Source organism: Massilia sp. Masssp94, from assembly GCF_059491305.1.
Genome location: NZ_CP168501.1, coordinates 3,426,590 through 3,446,847 on the forward strand (window position 1 = coordinate 3,426,590; position 20,258 = coordinate 3,446,847).

Sequence of the window (20,258 nt, forward strand, 5' to 3'; positions counted from 1 at the left end):
TTCTTTTTTAGTCAGTCGGGGTCAGAGCCCACCCGTGAAAACCGGGCTCTGACCCCGAATGTTTTTCAATACGGATAAAGGGTACCCCATGACTTCCTATTTTTGCCCCTGCCCGCGCGGCATGGAACAGGCGCTGGCCGACGAGCTGGCCGAGATCGCACAGACCACCGGCAGCACGTCGCTGAAGGTGCACAACCAGGTGCCCGGCGGCGTCCACTGCTCGGGCACGGACACGGACGCGTACCGCATCAACCTGCATTCGCGCATCGCGTCGCGCGTGCTGCTGCGCATCGCCAACCGCACCTACGCCAACGAGAACGACATCTACGACCTCGTGCTGGAACAGCCGTGGGAAGACTGGTTCAGCGTCGACCACACGATCCGCGTCGACATCACCGCGATCAAGTCGCCGCTGACGAGCCTCGAGTTCACCACGCTGAAGATCAAGGACGCCGTCTGCGACCGCTTCCGCGACCAGTTCGGCCGCCGCCCGTCCGTCGACACGCGCACGCCGGACATGCGCATCATGGGCTTCCTCGACCAGCGCAACTTCACGATCTACCTCGACACGTCCGGCGAAGCGCTGTTCAAGCGCGGCTGGCGCGAGGAGACGGGCGACGCGCCGCTGCGCGAAAACCTGGCCGCCGGCCTGCTGCGCGTGGCCGGATGGAAGCCGGGCATGACGTTGTTCGATCCGATGTGCGGCTCGGGCACGATCCTGATCGAGGCCGCGCAGATGGTGCAGGGCATCCCGCCCGGCGCGCGCCGCCGCTTCGCGTTCGAGAAATTCAGGAACTTCAATGCCAAGGCCTGGCAGGAGATGAAGACGGCGATCAAGCCGAACCCGCTGCCGGCCGAACCCACGATCTTCGGCTCCGACATCTCCGGCGACATGGTCGCGATGACGCGTCACAACCTGCGCTCGGCCGGCATCCTGTTCGAGGTGCCGCTGAAGCAGATCGAGGCGCAGCAGGTGCAGCCGCCCACCAGCGAGCCCGGCCTGCTGGTGACGAATCCCCCGTACGGCGAGCGGATCGGCGTGCGCGGCGATTCCACCATTCCGCAGGACGAGATGGCCGTCGGCTTCTACCAGCAGCTCTCCGCTACCCTGAAGCAGCGCTTCGCCGGCTGGACGGTATATCTGTTCACGGCCGACCTGGGCCTGCCGAAGATGCTGCGCCTGAAGGAATCGCGCAAGACCCCGTTCTTCAACGGCGCCCTCGAATGCCGCCTGTTCCGCTTCGACATGGTGGCAGGTTTCAATCGCCGCGACGCCGCAAAACCGAAAGAAGAATAATCAATGCTGCCCGAACCCGAACCGGACAATCTACCGAAAGACCCCGTCACCCCCATCCCGCTGCCGGCACCGCACAAGATCGCGATGCTGTCGGCGGGCGGCCTCGCCACCCTGCTGGCCGCGCTGTCGATGCTCGGCCCGTTCTCCGTCGACGCCTACCTGCCCGCGTTCCCCGCGATCCAGGCGTCGCTGCACGCGACCGGGCTGGAAGTGCAGCAGACGCTGACGGCGTACATGCTGGCCTTCGCCGCGATGTCGCTGTGGCATGGCGCGCTGTCGGACGCGTTCGGGCGGCGCAACGTGGTCCTCGTCGGATTGATCGTGTTCGCGGTCGGGACGCTCGGCTGCGCGTCCGCGCATTCCGTGCACTACCTGTGGATCTTCCGGATCATGCAGGGCGTATCGGCCGGTGCCGGCGTCGTCGTGGGCCGGGCGATCATCCGCGACCTGTATTCGGACGCGCCGGCCGCGCGGCTGCTGTCGATGGTGACGATGATCTTCTCGATCGCGCCGGCCATCGCGCCCGTGCTGGGCGGCTGGGTCGTGTCCGCGTTCGACTGGCGCTCGATCTTCCTCGGCCTGCTCGCGTTTTCCGTCGTGCTGTGGTGGGTGTGCTGGCAGCACCTGCCCGAGACGATGCCGGTGGAACGCCGCCAGCCGTTCAACCCGCGCTTCCTCGCGCGCAGCTACTGGGACATCTTCAGCTCCGTGCTGTTCCAGATGAAGTCCGGGATCGTCGCGTTCAACTTCGGCGGCATGTTCCTGTTCATCGCGGGTGCGCCGGTGCTGCTGCCCGTGCACCTGCACCTCGGGCCGTCGGATTTCGCGTGGCTGTTCGTGCCGGCCGTGAGCGGCATCTTCCTGGGCGCACTGGTCGCCAACCGGCTGGCGGGCAAGATGACGTTCTCGCGCCAAATCGCGATCGGCTATGCGTTGATGCTGGCGGCCGTCACCGGCTCCGTCGCCTACCACGCCGTGCTGCCGCCGGCGCTGCCGTGGACCGTGCTGCCGATGTTCTTCTATAACTTCGGCAGCTCGATCATCAACCCCAGCGCCACCCTGCTCGCGCTCGACCTGTTCCCGCACATCCGCGGCACGGTGGCGTCGTGCCAGTCGTTCGTGACCACGTTGATGGGCGCGCTGGTCGCCGGCCTCATCGCGCCGGCGCTGACCCATTCCGTGCTGGCGATGGCGCTCGGCCAGGCCGCGTTTGCGCTGGCGTCGCTGGCATGCTGGATGACGTCGCGCCAGTACCGCCGGTACAAGGCTCTCGCTTAAAAAGTAGTTGCGGTAATGATAGTGATCGTAAATAAATGCTAAATTTCAGGGACTTCTCTGCGCATTGTCAATACATTTCAGTTGAAATTTGATTCTAAAACGCGTCAAATTTCTTGGAAAGTATTGTTCCCGGTCAGAAATGTATATATGCTAAGATAAGTTTTTCATGCTTGGAATAACGATGTAAGCATTGATCTATTCCAGGGACCGCAAGAACGAACACTGTGGCAGCCCCCGCAGGGGAGAGCGGCCATCACCCAAAAACCAAGTTGGCGGCCGTGCTTGAATCCATACATCAACCTGACCAGGACATCCGCAATCGCCTGCTGATCGCGCGCTTGCCGGCCATGCCCCAGATCCTCATCAAGCTGCTTGCACACCTGCAGGCGGACGATCTGGGCATGCCCGAACTGGCCGCGCTGGTTGCGAAGGATGCCGGCATGACCGGCAAGATCCTCACCGTCGCCAACAGCTCCGCGTACCACCGCAACAGCCGCCAGCCGAACCTCGAGCAGGCGATGGTGGCGCTGGGCACGGACATGATCAAGACGCTGGTCATCAGCGACTCCGTCTTCCAGACCTTCAACAGCTTCCCGAATTCCAGCGCCACCGACCTGCGCGCGTTCTGGAAGAACTCGTTGACGGCCGCCGTGCTGGCGCGCGAAACCGCACGCCGCATGAATTACGCGCAGCCGGAAGAAGCGTATCTCGCCGGCCTGCTGCACAACGTCGGCCGCCTGGCGCTGCTCGCGACGGCGCCGAAGGAATACGCCTTCAACTTCACGGCGCGCGACGACGAAGACCTGTGCGCCGTCGAACAGCGCACCCTGCAGATCACGCATGCGGAAGCGGGCGCCTGGCTGATCGAACGCTGGCAGCTCGATTCCTTCCTCGCCGATTCCGTGCTGTACCACCATGAGCCGAGCGAGCGCCTGGAAGCGGCGCATCCCCTGATCCGCATCGTGCGCGTGGCCCACGTGCTGGCCTGCCATGCGCACGACGATACCCTCGTGGACGAGGCGCGCGCGCTGTGCGGTCTCGGTCCGGAAGCGCCGGACGAATTGCTGGGCCTCGCCGCGCGCCAGGTCGAGAAGGCCGCGATCCACCTCGGCATCGATCTCGCCGGCGCCGACGACCTGCCCGTGCCGGCCGCGTTCGCGCCGCCGCCGCCCGTCGATCCCGTGCAGCAGCGCCTGTCCGAGGAAGTGCGCAACCTGGTGCTCGTGTCCGAAGTGGGCCAGGCGTTCGCGCGCCAGCAGGGCGAGTCGGGCCTGCTGGAAGCGATGACGCGCTCGGCACGCATCCTGTTCGATTTCGCGAACGCCGTCGTGCTGCTGGAGAACCCGACCGGCCAGGCCCTCGTCGGCGCGCCGACCGCGAACCAGCAGCGCATTGCCGAATTCACGGTACCGCTGGCGAAGGGCGGCGCCGTCGCGCAGGCCGCGCTGGACCGCCGCCTCGGCTTCATCCGCCGCGACGGCCGTCCGCTCGGCCTCGCCGAAGAACAGCTGCTGCGCATGCTGGGCACGGAATCGCTCGTGTGCCTGCCGCTCGTCGCGGGCGCGCGCTGCCTCGGCGTGATGATCGGCGGCGTCGCGACGTGGCAGCTGCCGGCGTGCCAGAAGCGCGAGCGCTTCCTGCACGCGTTCGGTGCGCAGGCCGCGGGCGCGCTGGAGACGGCGATGTCGGAACGGGGCCACGCACGCCGCCAGCTCGCCCACGTGGCGGAGGAATACCGCGAAGCGTCGCGGCGCGTCGTGCACGAAGTGAACAACCCGCTGGCCATCATCAAGAATTACCTGTCGGTCCTGGACAGCAAGCTCGAACGCCAGGAACCCGTCAGCGCCGAGCTGTCGATCCTGAACGAGGAGATCGACCGCGTCGGCCAGCTGGTGGGCAGCCTGACCGAGATCCAGCTGGGCGCCGCTACGTCGAAGGTCGACAGTGCGCCGGCGGCGGACGTCGCCCGCGTCGTCGACGACGTGCTGCGCCTGTTCCGCACGACGAACTTCATTCCGGCAAACGTGGAGATCGTCGTGAGCATGTCGGACGTCGAGAGCCGCATCGAGGGCGATCCGGACATCCTCAAGCAGATCCTCGTGAACCTCGTCAAGAACGCGATCGAGGCGCTGTCCGGCAGCGGCGGCCGCATCGAGATCGCCAACCGCGGCCACGTGAACCGCGAGCGCAGGCTGTACCTGGAACTGGTCGTCTCCGACACCGGGCCGGGCCTGTCGCGCGAGGTGCTGGCCAACCTGTTCTCGGCCGTGAAGAGCACCAAGGAGGGACCGCACCACGGTCTCGGCCTGTCGATCGTGCACAGCCTGGTCAAGAAGCTGAACGGGCATATCGCCTGCCGCAGCGGCACGACCGGCACCAGTTTTGAAATCCTGCTGCCGGCGCATGCCGGCGCCGGCGCCCCGGCCATACCGCCGGTGCGCGCGCTTGGATCCGTATAAGGTAACAATGAATCCATTCTCCGCCAGCGCCACGTCGTCCAGCCCCCACGACACGCAATCCTCGCTCGGCATCGACCAGCCCCGACTCCTGCTCGTCGACGATGAACCGCGCCTGCTCACCTCCCTGTACGAACTGCTGCAGGGCCGCGGCTACCAGCTCGTCACGGCCGCCACAGGAGGAGAAGCCCTCGCGCACCTGGCGCGCCTGCGCTTCGACCTCGTGCTGCTCGACCTGCGCCTGCCCGACATCGGCGGCCACGAGATCATGGACTTCATCAACGAGAAGGGCATCGACGCCGACGTGATCGTGATGAGCGGCGAGGTCGGCATCGACGCCGCCATCGGCGCGCTGAAACGCGGCGCCTACGATTACCTGCGCAAGCCGTACAGCCGCGAGGAACTGCTCAAGACCGTCGCGAACGCCCTGAAGCAGCGCCGCCTGGAACAGGCCAACGCGCGCATCGCGAGCCAGCTGGAAAACTCGGAAAAGATGTACCGCTACCTGGTGGATTCGTCGCCGGACATCATCTACACGCTGAACCACGAAGGCAAGTTCACCTTCATCAACGACCGCGCCTACCAGCTGCTCGGCTACAAGCGCGAAGAACTCATCGGCCAGCATTACTCGATCCTCGTGCACGACGAAGACCTGGAGCGCGCGCGCTACGTCTTCAACGAGCGCCGGGTCGACGAGCGGGCCTCGCGCAACGTCGAGCTGCGCCTGAAGTGCCATGCGGGTGCCAACCAGGAACGCACCTTCAACAACACCTTGATGACGATCTCGCTGAACGCGATCGGCATGCACGTGCCCGACCAGGAAGTGAAACGGCTCGAGTTCTACGGCACGTACGGCGTCGCGCGCGACATCACGGACCGCAAGCGCGCCGAGGAAGTCATCTCGTACCAGGCCTACCACGACATCCTGACCGACCTGCCGAACCGCATCCTGTTCAAGGACCGCCTCGGCCTCGCCGTCATCCAGGCCAAGCGCAAACAGACGGAACTTGCCGTCATGTTCATCGACCTCGATCGCTTCAAGCTCGTGAACGACACGCTCGGCCACGTCAAGGGCGACGAGCTGCTGCAGCAGGCCGCGGGCCGTTTGAAAGAATGCCTGCGCAAGGGCGACACGCTGGCGCGCCAGGGCGGCGACGAATTCACGATCGTGCTGCCGGAACTGCGCGACCGCGACGACGCGCGCATGGTGGCCGACAAATTCCTCGAGGTGCTGCAGGAGCCGTTCGACCTGGACGGCCACGCCGTGCACATCTCGGCCTCGATCGGCATCGCGGTCTATCCGGTCCACGGCGAATCGATCGACGAGCTGCTGCGTCACGCCGACATCGCCATGTACCAGATCAAGGGGCAGGGCAAGAACGGCCACGCGTTCTACGACCCGTCGATGCAGGACGTGTCGCACCAGAAGATCGCGCTGGAACAGAGCCTGCGCCGCGCGCTCGAGAACAACGAGCTGGAGATGTACTACCAGCCGCAGATCGACGCCATCAGCGGCCGCATCGTCGGCGCCGAGGCACTGATGCGCTGGAACCATCCGACGCGCGGCGTCGTGTCGCCGGGCGAATTCCTGCCGTTCGCCGAAGAGAACGGCCTGATGCTGCCGATCTCGGACTGGATGATCGGCGCGCTGTGCCGCGACATGCTGCAGTGGAAGAACATCGGCGGCAACCAGGTGCGGCTGTCGCTGAACCTGTCGCCGCAATACCTCGACCGCGGCGATTTCTACGAAAAGATGCGCAACGCGCTGCTGCGCTACGGGATCGCGCCGAGCCAGATCGAAGTCGAAATCACCGAGAACATCTGCATCCGCAACCCGCAGCACGCGATCGAGCAGCTCAACAAACTCGGCCAGCTGGGCGTGTCCGTCGCGATCGACGACTTCGGCACCGGCTATTCGTCGCTGGCCTATCTGCACCGCTTCCCGGTCCACACGATCAAGATCGACCAGTCGTTCGTCAAGGAGATCCACGACGAGCACGGGCACTATCCGGTCGTCCTCGCGATCATCTCGATCGCGCGCGGCCTGGGCCTGAACCTGATCGCGGAAGGCGTCGAGACGGATTCGCAGGCCGGCTACCTGCGCGCGAACGGCTGCCTGACGATGCAGGGCTATTTGTACCACCGCCCGATGCCGCTCGGCCGCTTCATCGACGTGCTGCGCGGGCAGACACTGCCGGCGGGCGTCTCGAACGTGCTCGCCTTCCAGGCCTGATGCGTCATGACCCCCAGCGAGACCGACGCTCGCCATACCGCTGAGTTCTTGCGGGTCAAGGCGCTCGCGGAGCGCGGCGTCGCCACGGCCCAGCACAGCCTGGGCTTCATGTACGTGAACGGCCACGGCGTGCCGCGCAACTACGAGCAGGCCGTTGCTTGGTATCGCATGGCGGCGAGCAGCGGCCTCGAACAGGCGCAGTACAACCTCGGCGTGATGTACCAGAAGGGGCAAGGCGTGGCGCAGGACCTGGGCCAGGCGCTGTACTGGTACCGGCAAGCCGCGGAGCAGGGCTACGTGCAGGCCCAGTACAACCTGGGCTGGTTGTATGCGAAGGGACAGGGCACGCCGGCCGACGTGCATGAGGCGCTGCACTGGTTTAACAAGGCCGCCGAACAGGGCGACCCCGGCGCCCAGCACAATCTCGGCATGATGTACGAGGGCGGCAAGGGCGTCGCCCAGGACGTCGCGCAGGCCGTCGAGTGGTATCGCAAGGCGGCCGAACAGAATTACGCGCGCTCGCAGTTCAATCTCGCACTCAGATACGACAGTGGCCAGGGCATCGCACGCGACGTGCAGCAGGCCATCCACTGGTTCCGCAAGGCCGCGGAGCAGGGCTATGCGCCCGCGCAGTTCAACCTGGGCCTCCGCTACGACAAGGGCCAGGACCTGCCGCAGGACAGCGAGAAGGCGGTCCTGTGGTACGGCCGCGCGGGCGAGCAGGGCCACGCCAGCTCGCAGTTCAACCTCGCGCTGATCCACGATGCCGGCCATGGCGTCGCGCGCGATCCGGAGCTGGCGCTCGCGTGGTTCCGGCGCGCCGCCGAGCAGGGACACGCGGGCGCGCAGGACAATCTCGGCCTGCGTCATGAACACGGCCAGGGCGTCGAGCAGGATTACGTGCAGGCCGCGTACTGGTACGCCCTCGCCGCGGAGCAGGGCTTCGCCGGCGCGCAATACCACCTCGGCCAGTTGTACGATGCGGGCCATGGCGTGGTGCAGGATCCTTCCATCGCACTGGACTGGTATCGCAAGGCCGCGGAACAGGGCCACCTGCGCGCGCAGTTCGATCTCGCCTTGCGCTACGAGAGCGGCAATGGCGTCACGCAGGACGAACGCGAAGCCGCGTACTGGTACCGCAAGGCGGCCGACCAGGACTACGCGCCCGCGCAGTACGCGCTGGGCCAACTCCTCGACCGCGACGACACGGGCACGGTCGATCCGCGCCAGGCGACGCTGTGGTACCGCAAGGCGGCCGAGCAGGGCCACGCGCTCGCGCAGTTCGCGCTGGGCCTGCGCCACGACAGCGGCCACGGCGCCGAGCGCGATTACGAGGCCGCGCACTTCTGGTACCTGTGCGCCGCGCGCCAGGGCCATGCGCGCGCCCAGTTCAACCTCGGCGTGATGTATGCGGCGGGGCAGGGCGTGCCGCTCGATCTCGTCGAAGCCTATGCATGGCTGCACCGCGCGGGCGCCGCGGGCATCGCGCCGGCCGCGAACTATATCCGGCGCATCGCCGCGCGCATGGAACCGGCACTGCTGGCGCAGGCCAACGGCTATATCGGCGCGGCCTAGATCCTAGAGCACGATGTGGCCGGCCGGCGGGGCGGGTGGCCGGTCGTGGGGCAGGCCATGGAGCACGCTCAACTCGGCTTCGATCGCCCGCGACAGGGACGTGATCGGCACATCGTTGGCGCTGCCTTCGAACGGATTCTCGGTGCTGGCGCCGACCTGGTCGAGTGCCAGGTACATCCATCCGATCAGCACGCTGAACGGCACGGCCAGCCACGCCATCTGTCCGTCCAGCCGCGCGAATTCCCGCACCGTACCCAGTGGCAGCAGCAGGGCGAACAGCCAGACGAACAGCGAATTGACGATCGCGTACTGGCGCGGATAAGGAAAATCCTTGAGGCGTTGCGCCCGCGCGTGCTGATCGATCAGGTCCTTCAGGGTCTTTTGCATCTCGGCGTATTGCAGCATCTGCAGCGCCTGGCCGTGGAACAGGTCGCGGATGGCGCGGCTCTGCAGGGACATGAGCGCGGCGGGGACGTCGTCGACGGTCAGGAGGTGGGCGACGGTGTCCGGCGGCAGATAGCGGGCCAGTTCGGCCTCGAGCGGCACGCTGCGTTCCGCCACGTCGAACATGCGTTCCCGGTATTCGGCATTCGCCGCGGCCGTGGCGGCCTCCCACACGCGCGGCGCGCGCAGCTGGTAGCGGACGGCCGTCAGCCAGGCCAGGTGGCGGGTGACCAGCGCGGGGATCGCGCGCTCGTCGGTCGGAAAATCGCGGCAGATCAGGCCCCAGTGGCGGCTGGCGGCCGCGAGGGACGACCAGATCTGCTGGGCTTCGACCGTGCGGCCATAGCTCTGCGCATTCTTGAACCCGACGATGAACGACGCGGCGGTACCCAGCAGCGCGAGCACGGGCCACGGCAGGGAAAGCCAATGCCAGCCGCCCAGCTGGTACAGGGCCGCGACCGTGCCGGCGACCGCGGCGAGCGGGTAGATGTGGCGCCGGGTCCAATGCGCGAACTCGAACAGCCCGTAGGACTTCCCGATGTGCATGGACGTCCGGTCAGGCTTCCTCGGCGCGCAGCGCGTCGCGCACCGCCGGATCGCGCGACATCCGCTCGTGGAACGCGGCCAGCGCATCGAGGCCCGCCATGTCGACGCCTTTCGCTTGTGCCCAGCGCAGCACGACGTAGAGGTAGGGATCGGCGATCGAACGCTGCCCCGTGAGCCAGTCGCGGTCCGCGAGCGCGCCGTCGAGGCGTTCGAGGTATGCCCGGACATGGCGGCGCGCGTTGGCCGCCAGCTGCTCGTCCAGGTCGCGTTCGTCGAGGAAGCGCTCCGGCGCGAACAGGGGTTTGAATGCCTTGTGGACGTCCGAATTGAGGAACGCCAGCCAGCGCATGACTTCGGCCCGGCCGCGCGGGCTGCCGTCGCCCGCCAGCCGCGCATGCGGATGGAGGTCGGCCAGGTAGCCGAGGATGGCGACGTTTTCCGTGAGGGCGAGGTCGTCGTGCACGAGCAGCGGCACGTTGCCGCCGGGGTTGAGCGCCAGGTAGGCGGGCGCCTTGACCGAGTCGAGCGTCATCGGCACGATCTCGTGCGGCACGCCGAGCCAGCCGAGAACGATCAGGTCGGCCAGCGAACAGGCGCCGCGCATGTGGTAGAGCTGCATGGTGTCTCCGGTGGTGTCGATAGCGGCGCCACTATCGCACGGGTCCATGCCGCGTATTGGTGCATTTTCGGCACCGGATTGCGTCCTGTCTTACACTGCCGGATTCAAGGCGAGCCGTGCATCCTGGCGCAGCGTCCGTGCGAGGAAGGTATCGATCGCGACCGAGCTGGCCGTCGGCGCGCTCAAATGCGGGCAGTGGCCCACGTTGTCGATGACCTTCAGCGTGCTGTGCGCCAAGTGCTCGTGCAGCCATTCGCCCACTTCGCGCGGCACGATCAGGTCGTCGCTGCATTGCAGGACCAGGGCGGGGACGGTGGAGTGTTCGACTTCGGCGCGGATGTCGGCCTGGAAGGTCACGCGCGCGAAATGCTTGGCGATGGCGGGATCGTTGCGGCAGAAGTTGCGCGTCAGTTCCGCGCCCAGTTCCGGACGATTGGGCGCGCCCATGATCGCGGGCGCCATCTTGCGCGACCAGTCGAGGAAGTTCGTCTCCATCGCCTGCAGCAGGCCGTCGATGTCCTCGCGGTTGAAGCCGCCGATGTAATCGCCGTCGTTGATGTAGCAGGGCGACGGGCCGACGAGGACCTGGGCGAGGAAACGCTCCGGGGCCGCCACCGACGCCAGCAGCCCGATCGACGCGCCGACCGAGTGCCCGACGACGACGGTCGGACCGGCCGCGCAGGCGTCGAGGATGTCCAGCAGGTCCGTCACGTGGCCCTGCAGGCTGGCGTACTTCGCGCGGTCGTAGGCTTCCCAGTCGGAGCGGCCGCTGCCCGTGAGGTCGTACAGCACGACGCGGAAGCGCTGCGCGAACGCCGGCGCCAGGAAGCGCCACATGGTCTGGTCGCAACCGAAACCGTGCACGAACACCATGGTGACAGGTCCGGAGCCGGTGACGTGGACGTTGTTGCGAAACTGTACAGACATGGTGAATCCTGGCCGAAGCATGTAACAATCCACTGATATTACCACTGTGAAACCACCGTCAGCGGCACGCACATTGATCTGGCGCAAACCGCGCAACAGTGCGTTCGCGCACGGCACGGCGGGAGCGATTCGCGATATACTGTTTATATATACAGTATTTATTCGCGATGGAACTCAAAGACAAGCTCGAGATCCTGGCCGACGCGGCCAAGTACGACGCCTCCTGCGCCAGCAGCGGCGCGCCCAGGCGCGATTCCGTCGACAAGGACGGGCTGGGTGCGACGAACGGCATGGGCATCTGCCACAGCTATACGCCGGACGGACGCTGCGTGTCGCTGCTGAAGATCCTGCTGACGAACTTCTGCGTCTACGATTGCCAGTACTGCGTGAACCGGCGCACGTCGAACGTGCCGCGCGCCCGCTTTTCCGTCGACGAGGTCGTGAAGCTCACGCGCGATTTTTATCTGCGCAACTACATCGACGGCCTGTTCCTCAGCTCCGGCATCATCCAGTCGAGCGACTACACGATGGAACAGCTGGTCGAGGTCGCGCGCCGCCTGCGCGAAGACCACCAGTTCCGCGGCTACATCCACCTCAAGACGATTCCCGATGCCGACCCGCGCCTCATCGAACTGGCGGGCCGCTATGCCGACCGGCTGTCGGTGAACATCGAGCTGCCCACGCAGGACAGCGTGACGAAGCTCGCGCCGGAAAAGAGCGTCCACACGATCAAGCTGGCGATGGGTTCCATCCGCACGAAACTGGACGAAAAGGACGACCACCCCAAGGCGCCCACGTTCGCGCCGGCGGGGCAGAGCACGCAGATGATCGTCGGCGCGGACGCCAGCGACGACCAGACGATCCTGAATACCGCGCAGACGCTGTACGGCAGCTATAAACTGAAACGCGTGTACTACTCGGCGTTCAGCCCGATCCCGCACAGCCCGTCCAGCGTGCCGTCCGCGCCGCCGCCGCTGCTGCGCGAGCACCGGCTGTACCAAGCCGACTTCCTGCTGCGCGGCTACGGTTTTACGGCGAAGGAGCTGATGCCCACGGCCGGCAACCTGGCGCTGGACATCGACCCGAAGCTGGGCTGGGCGCTCGCGAACCGCGACCACTTCCCGCTCGACCTGAACCGCGCGGACGAGACCATGATCGCGCGCGTGCCGGGCATCGGACTGCGCACGGCCAAGCGCCTGATCGACCTGCGGCGGCTGCGGCGCATCCGCTGGGAAGACCTGTCGCGCCTGCGCTGCAGCCTGAAAAAGCTGGCGCCCTTCGTGATCACGGCGGACTACAAGCCGGCGCAGGGCACCGCGTCGTCCGACCTGCTGCGGCGTAACCTGGCCGACGCCCCCCAGCAGATGAATTTGTGGCCGGAACTGCAGGCGGCGTGATGGCGGCGGATGCGCTGGTCCGGACAGGGCAGCCGGTGCAGGTCGAGACGTTCGCGGAGTGGCGCGAGGCCGCGCGCGAGCTGCTCGTCCACGGCATCCCGCCCGACCAGGTGACGTGGGGCGTGCCGCACATGGGCGACCTGCTGGCCGGCGGCGACCTGTTCACGGGTGCGCCGGCCCCCGCCGAGGCACCGCATAATCCCGTCATACCGCCGGACGAGCCAAGGAATGAGCCGCTGCGCCCCGCGCCGCACATCCCGCGCTCGCTGATGGAGATGCTGCAGTCGGCCGCCTGCTGCCGCGTGCCGGACCGCTGGGCCTTCCTGTACCGCGTGATCTGGCGCTGGCAGCTGGGCGAGCACGACGTGCAGTCGCCGGCCGACGAGGATGGCGCCCGGCTGCACGCGATGGTGAAGGCGGTCCGCCGCGAGGAACACGACATGCATGCCTACATCCGCTTCCGCGAGCGCCCGGAAGAAGCCGGCCCGCCGCGCTTCGTCGCCTGGTACGAGCCGCGCCACGACGTGCTGCCCCAGGTGGCCGACCATTTCGTCTCGCGCATGGGCAAGGTTAGCTGGATGATCGCCACGCCGGAGGCGAGCGTCCTGTGGGATGGCCATACGCTGCACAACACGGGACCGCTCGTGCGCGATGCGGCCGACCTCGAAGACACGGGCGAAGCCCTGTGGCTGACCTACTACCGCAGCGTGTTCAACCCGGCCCGCCTGAACACGAACGTGATGCACCAGCATATCCAGTCGGACCGGTGGAAGAACCTGCCGGAGGCGAAGATCGTGCCGCACATGGTCAGCGAGGCGGCGCTGGGTGCGCGCAAGGTGGGCCAGTACGAGGCCGTCGGCCAGCGCAAGGGCACGACGATCCCGATCGCCCCCGAGGATGCGCAACCGGAACGCCAGCAGCCGTCGAAACTGGACGAATGCCGGCGCTGCGAGCTGTGGCAGTTCGCGACGCAGGCCGTGGGCGGCGAGGGACCCAAGCGGGCGAAGATCATGTTCGTCGGCGAGCAGCCGGGCGACCAGGAAGACCTGGCGGGGCAGCCGTTCGTCGGCCCGGCCGGCAAGCTGCTGGACCGCGTGTGCGAGGCGGCCGGCGTCGACCGCGACACGATCTACGTCACCAACGCCGTCAAGCATTTCAAGTGGGAGCCGCGCGGCAAGCGGCGCCTGCACAAGACGCCGGTCCAGCGCGAGATCGAGGCCTGCCACTACTGGCTCGACAAGGAACTGGCGAGCGTCAAGCCGACCGTCATCGTGGCCCTCGGCGCCACCGCGCTGAAGTCGGTGCTGCGCACGGCCAACGTCACGCTCAAGAATTCCCTCGGCAAACCGCTGCGCCACGAAGGGCGCTGGGTCGTCACGACATACCACCCGTCGTATGTGCTGCGCGTGCCGGGCGAGGACGCGAAGCGCGAGGCCTTCGACACGATGGTCGAGGGCCTCAGGCTGGCGCACGCGCTCCTGGACCGCCCGGTCGACGTACCGGACGCGTGAACGTTGCCGTTGCGATATATGCATGTCAAAGATGTAACACTTCGTTGCCTCGATAGGCTAAGCTCATCGGTGGCGCTAAGCTTTTGCGCACACAACAACAACGATGGGATGCCCGATGAGCAAACGGTATGCATGTGCGCTTTACCTGAGTTTCCTGACCCTGCCTGTTCTGGCCCAGACCACGCCCGAGCCCGAACCCGCGCCCACCGCCGCCGAGGCCTTTGACACCGTCCCCGCGACGGTCGTGGTCGAAGGCCGCCGGCCCGGTCCCGGCGTCTGGAAAGTATCGAAGGGCGACCACGTGATGTGGGTGTTCGGCGTGTATTCCCCGCTGCCGCAGAAGATGGAGTGGGATGCGGCGCGCGTGGAACGTCTTGTCGGCAAGTCGCAGGAAGTGCTGACACGGCCGGGTGCCCGCATGGAGGTCGGCTTCTTCCGGGGCCTGACCCTGCTGCCGACCGCGATCGGCATCGACAAGAATCCGGACGGCGCCACGCTGCACGACGTGCTCCCGGCGGACGTGTATGCGCGCTGGCAGGTATTGAAGGGCAAGTATATCGGCGATGATGACGGCATCGAGCGGCGCCGCCCGATCTTCGTCGCCGACACGCTGCTGAGCAAGGGCTTGTCGAAAAGCGGCCTGACCCAGAATACCGGCGTGGAAGAGCAGATCGAAAAGGCGGCCAGGCACAACAAGGTCAAGATCACGTCGACCACGCTCAGCATGGACGTCGACGATCCCCGCGCGCTGATGAAGGAATTCAAGAAGTCGCAAGTGGAAGACGTGGCGTGCTTCACCAAGACCCTGGACCGCCTGGAAGGCGATATCGACGCCATGCGCGTGCGCGCGAACGCCTGGGCCAATGGCAATATCGCCGAGATGTCGAGCCTCGATTACGCCGAGCGCGACAAGGCGTGCAACGACGCCATCTTCAACAGCCAGTTCGCCAAAAATTCTCCCGCATTCCAGCATCTTCCCGAGCGCATCCGTGCCAACTGGATGAAGGCGGCCGAGAAAGCATTGGCCGACAACACGTCGACGTTTGCGCTCCTGCCGATGAAGAACGTCATCGGTCCGCAGAGCTATCTGGCCGACCTGCAGGCGCAAGGCTATACGGTCGAGAGCCCGAAATAAGGAACACGCCATGACGAAGACAATCAACGGGTATGTGTTCTCGTTGGCTCTGCTGGTCCCGCCGGCGTTCGCGCAGAGCGTGGACCAGGCCGCGCAAGCCGCCGCCGCCGAGGCCGCCGGCGCCGTTCCCGCGACGGTCGTCATCGAAGGCCGCCGGCCCGGCCCCGGCGTGTGGAAGGTGTCGAAGGGAACGCACGTGATGTGGGTCTTCGGCACCTATTCTCCGCTGCCGCGGAACATGGAGTGGGATGCGTCGCGCGTCGAGCGCCTCGTGGCGAAGTCGCAGGAAGTCCTGATGCCGCCCGTCGCGAAAGCCCACATCGGTTTCTTCAGCGGGTTGACGGCGTTGCCCAGCCTCATCGGCATCAAGCGCAATCCGGACGATGCGGTGCTGCATGACGTGGTCCCGGCCGACGTTTACGCGCACTGGACGGTGCTGAAGGCCAAGTACATCGGCGAAGACGACGGCATCGAGCATTACCGGCCCGTCTTCGCCGGCGAGGAACTGCTGCTCGCCGGCCTCAAGAAAAGCGGCCTGAGCTATGGCAGCGAAGTGCTCGGCAAGATCGAGGACGTCGCGAAAAAGAACAAGGTCAAAATGACCGACTCGGGCTACGACGTCATGGTCGACGATCCGCGCAAGCTCGTGCGCGACTTCAAGAATTCGCAGGTGGCCGACCTCGTCTGCTTCACGAAGACGCTCGACACCCTGGACACCGATCTCGAAACGATGCGCGTGCGCGCGAATGCCTGGGCCAACGGCGACATCGCCGAGATCCGCGGCCTGAACTTCGCGGAGCGGCGGGATGCCTGCCTGGACGCCGTCATGAACAGCTCGATCGCGAAGGACGCGGCGGCCCTGCGCCAGGTGCGCCAGCGCCTGCGCACGTCGTGGCTGAAGGCGGCGGAGAATGCGCTGGCCAGCAATGCCGCCACCTTCGCCGTGCTGGAGATCCAGGACATCCTCGGCCCGACGAGCTACCTGGCCGGCCTGCAGGCCAGGGGTTACGTCGTCGAAAGTCCGAGGTAACTACACCGGCTCGCCCGATATGTCCGATGCGCCCAGGTCGTCCTCGCGCGATGCGGCCTGGGCCACGCGGGCACCCGGCGGCACGTCGTGCGTCAGCCAGACATTGCCGCCGATGACGGCGCCCTTGCCGATCGTGATGCGGCCCAGCACGGTGGCGCCCGCATAGATGACGACGTCGTCCTCGACGACAGGATGGCGCGGCAAGCCCTTCTGCAGGGTGCCGTCGACATTCGCGGGAAAGCGCTTCGCGCCCAGCGTGACGGCCTGGTACAGGCGCACGCGCTGGCCGATGACGGCCGTCTCGCCGATCACGACGCCCGTGCCATGGTCGATGAAGAAGCCGGCACCGATCGTCGCGCCCGGGTGGATGTCGATGCCCGTTTCCGCATGCGCCTGCTCGGCGATGATGCGTGCGAGCAACGGCAGGCCGAGCCCGTACAGGCAATGCGCGAGGCGGTAATGGATCATCGCGTGGATGCCCGGATAGCACAGCAGCACTTCGTCGACGCTGCGCGCGGCCGGGTCGCCCTGGAAGGCGGCGATCACGTCGCTGTCGAGCAGGGTGCGGATGCCGGGCAGCGCGGCGCCGAACGCGCGGGTGGCCTCGAGCGCCTGCGGTTCGATGTCGGTATGGGTCAGGTGGCGCAGCGCGGCGCTGTAGCGCAGCTCGATGCGGACCTGGCGCAGTAGCGCGTGCAGGGCGGTGTCCAGCGCGTGGGCGACGTGGAAATCCTCGCTTTCCTGGCGCAGGTCGGGCGGACCCAGGCGCAGCGGAAACAGCACGCCTTTCAACTGCCCGACGATGGTCGCCAGCGCGTCGCGCGACGGAAACTCGATGCCGCGCACCTCGCCGGCCGGACGATGCGCCTGGCGCCATTGGCGGCGCGCCTCGTTCAGGTCGCGCACGATCGCGCCGATGTCGAAGTCGGCCATCAGTCGTGCTCCCGGAGGCGGTGTTGGTCGGAAAGAGTTGGCCTCACGGTGCCTCCGCTGTGCTGATGGACGAGTGTTCAATATACGAGCCCATCCATGGGTGGCTCAACGAATTTTTCGACACAAGCTCATGTCGAAAAATGTCTAAGGTGACAAAGGAACGTGAACCCGCGTAGAATGCGGGCAACGCGGGTGTAGCTCAATGGTAGAGCAGAAGCTTCCCAAGCGTGCGACTCGAGTCGCTAAGGACGCCGTTCCTCCACACCACGTCATAGAGTGTGGTCAATCCCCAGCTGCACCTTTGCTACCATGGGGAGAACAGGTCTGATGAGCAACAAATGTAGCGACGAAGGCTGTACAAGCAATTGTCTTGAGGTGCATCAGCGGCCGGCAAGACCGAGGGTTCAGCCCCTCGTAGCCTAGGAGCGGTGCGTCACTGGTAACGGTGGGGTGCTGAGCGCTCCGACAATGTAGCCACCTTTCGGGGTACGGTAGGTTCCGTGAGGGATTTGCTGGGAGTTCGGTAGTTGCGATCGGACGAGGCGCTAGGCTGGATTAGATGGTTAACGCAAAGTGAACTGCTATTAAACGTCGTCAAGCTTGACGAGCCAAACGCAACGGCAAGAGGCTCGACGTGATCGGTTGTCCGTCTGCTTGGTGCGGACACGCTGACATAGGTATCACCGGCGAAAAGGCAGAACCTTCCTAATCCTGTTGCCTGTACGGAACGAGGTAAGCCTGATATGGCGTCTGGCCTGTACGGCAGACAAGGGTAATCGCGAGGTTGCCTGATGCTATAGTAGGTAGAGGATGATGGAAAAAGCGAATGCCTCTCTGTAATGGAGAGGATAGGGGATGAAAAGATTGCCCTAACGTGAAAACGTGCAGACTTCCATCTGGTGATCTGTCGCAAGACAGGTCTGTTAATCGCACCCAGTGGGGATAACGCATGCCCCGTTGGGGGCAAAGTGCGTCTATTCCCTTTGGGACGATGCGGGTGTAGCTCAATGGTAGAGCTGAGGCTTCCCAAGCCTATGACGAGGGTTCGATTCCCTTCACCCGCTCCAATCGACCGGAGGTTGATATGGACGCAAGTCAGTACGATTGTGATATTGCCTCCACAGGCTGGAAATCTTGGCACGACATTTCGTGGGTCAAAATTTATCAGACTGTCGCGAGGATACAGGCACGCATTGCGAAGGCAGCAAAAGCAGGTGAATGGCGGAAGGTGCGCTCCCTGCAGAGACTCCTGACCAAATCCACCGGAGCGAAAGCTCTGGCCGTGAGGCGGGTAACGGAGAATCGTGGCCGGAAAACTCCTGGTGTGGATCAGCAGACCTGGAGCACCCCAGAAGAGAAATGGCAGGCGGTGAATGGTCTCGGTATCAAGAGATACAAGCCTCTGCCACTACGTCGCATCTATATCCCGAAAGCTAATGGTGAAAAGCGCCCGTTGGGCATTCCCACCATGCGTGATCGAGCCATGCAAGCGCTGCACCTGTTAGCACTGGACCCTGTTGCCGAAACCATCGGCGATCCTCATTCATATGGCTTTCGACGGGAACGCTCGACGGCGGATGCCATCGGTCAGGTACGAAATGTACTGAGCCGTGAGGTGTCTCCCAAGTGGGTTCTTGAAGGGGATATCAAAGGTTGCTTCGACAATATCAGCCACGACTGGTTGGCCGCCAATGTCTGCATGGACAAGGGTGTCCTAAAGAAATGGCTGAGAGCAGGGTTCGTCGAGATGGGAAGGCTGTTCCCGACGCAAGCCGGAACGCCGCAGGGAGGCATCATCTCTCCGGTACTGGCGAATCTCGCATTGGATGGGCTGCAAAACGAACTTGCCTCACTGTTCCGAACGGTGAGAGAAGCGCGGACCGCGAAGGTCAATCTGGTGCGTTATGCGGATGACTTCATCATTACAGGCAGTTCGAAAGAACTTCTGGAAAATGAAGTAAAACCTCTGGTCGAGCGGTTTCTTGCGACCAGAGGACTTGTTCTCTCGGAGAAGAAAACCAAGGTCACGCATGTGACGGAGGGATTCGACTTTTTGGGATGGAACGTCAGGTACTTCGACAGTGGGCTGCTAGTGCAACCTTCCAAGAAGAACCAGAAGACGTTTCTGGACAAGATTCGGGAATTTCTGAGAACACGACAGGCCGTAGCACAGGTCGAGGTGATAGAGAAACTCACGCCGGTCATCAGGGGATGGGCCAACTATCATCGAAGCCAGAACTCGACCCGGACGTTTGCGAAGTGCGATCATCAAATCTGGCAAGCGTTGTGGCGCTGGGCGTGCAGACGCCATCCCAACAAGGGAAAGAAGTGGGTCAAGAAGCGCTACTTCAGGTGTGTAAAGGGGCGTGAGTGGTATTTCGCCGATAAGGATAAGCTCCTGCCGGTCTTGGGTGGTTATACGAAGCAGGTCCATGCCAAGATCAACAGCGACGCGAATCCATATGATCCGAAGGATGATGAATACTTCTCCAGACGGCTCGCGCAGCGGATGGAGAGGACTCTGGAGGGGCGGCGAAAGCTGCGATGGTTGTGGTGGTGGCAGGAAGGTCGGTGCCCGGTGTGCGAACAGAAGATCACACGCGAGACGGGGTGGCATCTGCACCATATCGTCAAGCGATCTGAACGTGGATCTGACAAGTTGACCAACCTGGTGTTGTTGCACCAAAACTGCCATATGCAGTATCACGCTAGAGAGAAACACGGTCCTGCCGGCATCTCGATGTTCAAGTAGGGATGCTGATGGATTGCTTGAGCCGTATGCGGGGAAACTCGCACGTACGGTTCTAAGGGGAGGGGAGTGCCGCGAGGCGCTCTCCTTACCCAACTTACGACGAGGGTTCGATTCCCTTCACCCGC

The 20,258-nt window shown here is 64.9% G+C and carries 14 protein-coding genes and 1 tRNA gene; 11 read left to right on the forward strand and 4 right to left on the reverse strand.

Annotated elements, in window-relative coordinates; genetic code table 11:
• Positions 1-121: 121 nt before the first annotated feature.
• The 5 genes from ACEN9G_RS15225 (at position 122) to ACEN9G_RS15245 (ending at position 8,839) form a co-directional block, all read left to right on the forward strand.
• A complete protein-coding gene (locus ACEN9G_RS15225) occupies positions 122-1,297 on the forward strand; it encodes a THUMP domain-containing class I SAM-dependent RNA methyltransferase (RefSeq protein WP_495605558.1) in 1,176 nt (391 codons plus the stop codon).
• A gap of 3 nt (positions 1,298-1,300) precedes the next feature.
• On the forward strand, positions 1,301-2,575 hold the full coding sequence (locus tag ACEN9G_RS15230) for a multidrug effflux MFS transporter (protein ID WP_413338931.1): 1,275 nt from the start codon (positions 1,301-1,303) through the stop codon (positions 2,573-2,575).
• A gap of 347 nt (positions 2,576-2,922) precedes the next feature.
• Positions 2,923-5,034, forward strand: coding sequence for an HDOD domain-containing protein (locus ACEN9G_RS15235; protein ID WP_483127736.1), 2,112 nt, complete (start codon positions 2,923-2,925; stop codon positions 5,032-5,034).
• 7 nt (positions 5,035-5,041) lie between these two features.
• A complete protein-coding gene (locus ACEN9G_RS15240; RefSeq protein WP_413338929.1) occupies positions 5,042-7,264 on the forward strand; it encodes a putative bifunctional diguanylate cyclase/phosphodiesterase in 2,223 nt (740 codons plus the stop codon).
• Positions 7,265-7,270: 6 nt separating this feature from the next.
• Entirely contained in the window at positions 7,271-8,839 is a 1,569-nt protein-coding gene (locus ACEN9G_RS15245) for a tetratricopeptide repeat protein (RefSeq protein ID WP_413338927.1), read from the forward strand.
• A gap of 3 nt (positions 8,840-8,842) precedes the next feature.
• Here the strand turns inward: ACEN9G_RS15245 and ACEN9G_RS15250 are convergent, their stop codons facing one another.
• The 3 genes from ACEN9G_RS15250 to ACEN9G_RS15260 all read right to left on the reverse strand — a co-directional run bounded on the left by ACEN9G_RS15250 (position 8,843) and on the right by ACEN9G_RS15260 (position 11,375).
• A complete protein-coding gene (locus ACEN9G_RS15250) occupies positions 8,843-9,829 on the reverse strand; it encodes a bestrophin family protein (RefSeq protein ID WP_413338926.1) in 987 nt (328 codons plus the stop codon).
• Positions 9,830-9,839: 10 nt separating this feature from the next.
• Positions 9,840-10,448, reverse strand: a complete 609-nt coding sequence (locus tag ACEN9G_RS15255) for a glutathione S-transferase family protein (protein WP_413338924.1) — start codon at positions 10,446-10,448, stop codon at positions 9,840-9,842.
• A 90-nt stretch (positions 10,449-10,538) separates the two neighbouring features.
• On the reverse strand, positions 10,539-11,375 hold the full coding sequence (locus tag ACEN9G_RS15260) for an alpha/beta fold hydrolase (protein ID WP_413338922.1): 837 nt from the start codon (positions 11,373-11,375) through the stop codon (positions 10,539-10,541).
• 167 nt (positions 11,376-11,542) lie between these two features.
• Here ACEN9G_RS15260 and ACEN9G_RS15265 point away from each other — a divergent pair, with 167 nt between their 5' ends.
• The 4 genes from ACEN9G_RS15265 to ACEN9G_RS15280 all read left to right on the forward strand — a co-directional run bounded on the left by ACEN9G_RS15265 (position 11,543) and on the right by ACEN9G_RS15280 (position 16,448).
• Positions 11,543-12,772, forward strand: a complete 1,230-nt coding sequence (locus tag ACEN9G_RS15265) for a putative DNA modification/repair radical SAM protein (protein WP_413338920.1) — start codon at positions 11,543-11,545, stop codon at positions 12,770-12,772.
• A complete protein-coding gene (locus ACEN9G_RS15270; protein ID WP_413338938.1) occupies positions 12,772-14,283 on the forward strand; it encodes a UdgX family uracil-DNA binding protein in 1,512 nt (503 codons plus the stop codon). The genes ACEN9G_RS15265 and ACEN9G_RS15270 overlap by 1 nt, the downstream gene beginning before the upstream one ends.
• A gap of 115 nt (positions 14,284-14,398) precedes the next feature.
• On the forward strand, positions 14,399-15,418 hold the full coding sequence (locus ACEN9G_RS15275) for a TraB/GumN family protein (RefSeq protein WP_413338918.1): 1,020 nt from the start codon (positions 14,399-14,401) through the stop codon (positions 15,416-15,418).
• Between the two features lie 10 nt (positions 15,419-15,428).
• Positions 15,429-16,448, forward strand: a complete 1,020-nt coding sequence (locus ACEN9G_RS15280; RefSeq protein ID WP_483126742.1) for a TraB/GumN family protein — start codon at positions 15,429-15,431, stop codon at positions 16,446-16,448.
• Here ACEN9G_RS15280 and epsC read toward each other — a convergent pair whose 3' ends face one another.
• Positions 16,449-17,381, reverse strand: a complete 933-nt coding sequence (gene epsC, locus ACEN9G_RS15285) for a serine O-acetyltransferase EpsC (protein ID WP_413342610.1) — start codon at positions 17,379-17,381, stop codon at positions 16,449-16,451.
• A 993-nt stretch (positions 17,382-18,374) separates the two neighbouring features.
• Between epsC and ACEN9G_RS15290 the strand changes: the two genes are divergently transcribed.
• Positions 18,375-18,448: transfer RNA gene (locus tag ACEN9G_RS15290), tRNA-Gly, on the forward strand.
• Between the two features lie 17 nt (positions 18,449-18,465).
• Complete coding sequence (gene ltrA, locus ACEN9G_RS15295; protein WP_413342612.1) at positions 18,466-20,133, forward strand: group II intron reverse transcriptase/maturase; 1,668 nt, start codon at positions 18,466-18,468, stop codon at positions 20,131-20,133.
• The last annotated feature ends 125 nt before the right edge of the window (positions 20,134-20,258 follow it).

Excerpts from the sequence above, each read along its gene's own strand:
- ACEN9G_RS15225 (WP_495605558.1), top strand. The coding sequence starts at position 122 with ATGGAACAGGCGCTGGCCGACGAGCTGGCCGAGATCGCACAGACCACC.
- ACEN9G_RS15230 (WP_413338931.1), top strand. The coding sequence starts at position 1,301 with ATGCTGCCCGAACCCGAACCGGACAATCTACCGAAAGACCCCGTCACC.
- ACEN9G_RS15235 (WP_483127736.1), top strand. The coding sequence starts at position 2,923 with ATGCCCCAGATCCTCATCAAGCTGCTTGCACACCTGCAGGCGGACGAT.
- ACEN9G_RS15240 (WP_413338929.1), top strand. The coding sequence starts at position 5,042 with ATGAATCCATTCTCCGCCAGCGCCACGTCGTCCAGCCCCCACGACACG.
- ACEN9G_RS15245 (WP_413338927.1), top strand. The coding sequence starts at position 7,271 with ATGACCCCCAGCGAGACCGACGCTCGCCATACCGCTGAGTTCTTGCGG.
- ACEN9G_RS15250 (WP_413338926.1), bottom strand. The coding sequence starts at position 9,829 with ATGCACATCGGGAAGTCCTACGGGCTGTTCGAGTTCGCGCATTGGACC.
- ACEN9G_RS15255 (WP_413338924.1), bottom strand. The coding sequence starts at position 10,448 with ATGCAGCTCTACCACATGCGCGGCGCCTGTTCGCTGGCCGACCTGATC.
- ACEN9G_RS15260 (WP_413338922.1), bottom strand. The coding sequence starts at position 11,375 with ATGTCTGTACAGTTTCGCAACAACGTCCACGTCACCGGCTCCGGACCT.
- ACEN9G_RS15265 (WP_413338920.1), top strand. The coding sequence starts at position 11,543 with ATGGAACTCAAAGACAAGCTCGAGATCCTGGCCGACGCGGCCAAGTAC.
- ACEN9G_RS15270 (WP_413338938.1), top strand. The coding sequence starts at position 12,772 with ATGGCGGCGGATGCGCTGGTCCGGACAGGGCAGCCGGTGCAGGTCGAG.
- ACEN9G_RS15275 (WP_413338918.1), top strand. The coding sequence starts at position 14,399 with ATGAGCAAACGGTATGCATGTGCGCTTTACCTGAGTTTCCTGACCCTG.
- ACEN9G_RS15280 (WP_483126742.1), top strand. The coding sequence starts at position 15,429 with ATGACGAAGACAATCAACGGGTATGTGTTCTCGTTGGCTCTGCTGGTC.
- epsC (WP_413342610.1), bottom strand. The coding sequence starts at position 17,381 with ATGGCCGACTTCGACATCGGCGCGATCGTGCGCGACCTGAACGAGGCG.
- ltrA (WP_413342612.1), top strand. The coding sequence starts at position 18,466 with ATGGACGCAAGTCAGTACGATTGTGATATTGCCTCCACAGGCTGGAAA.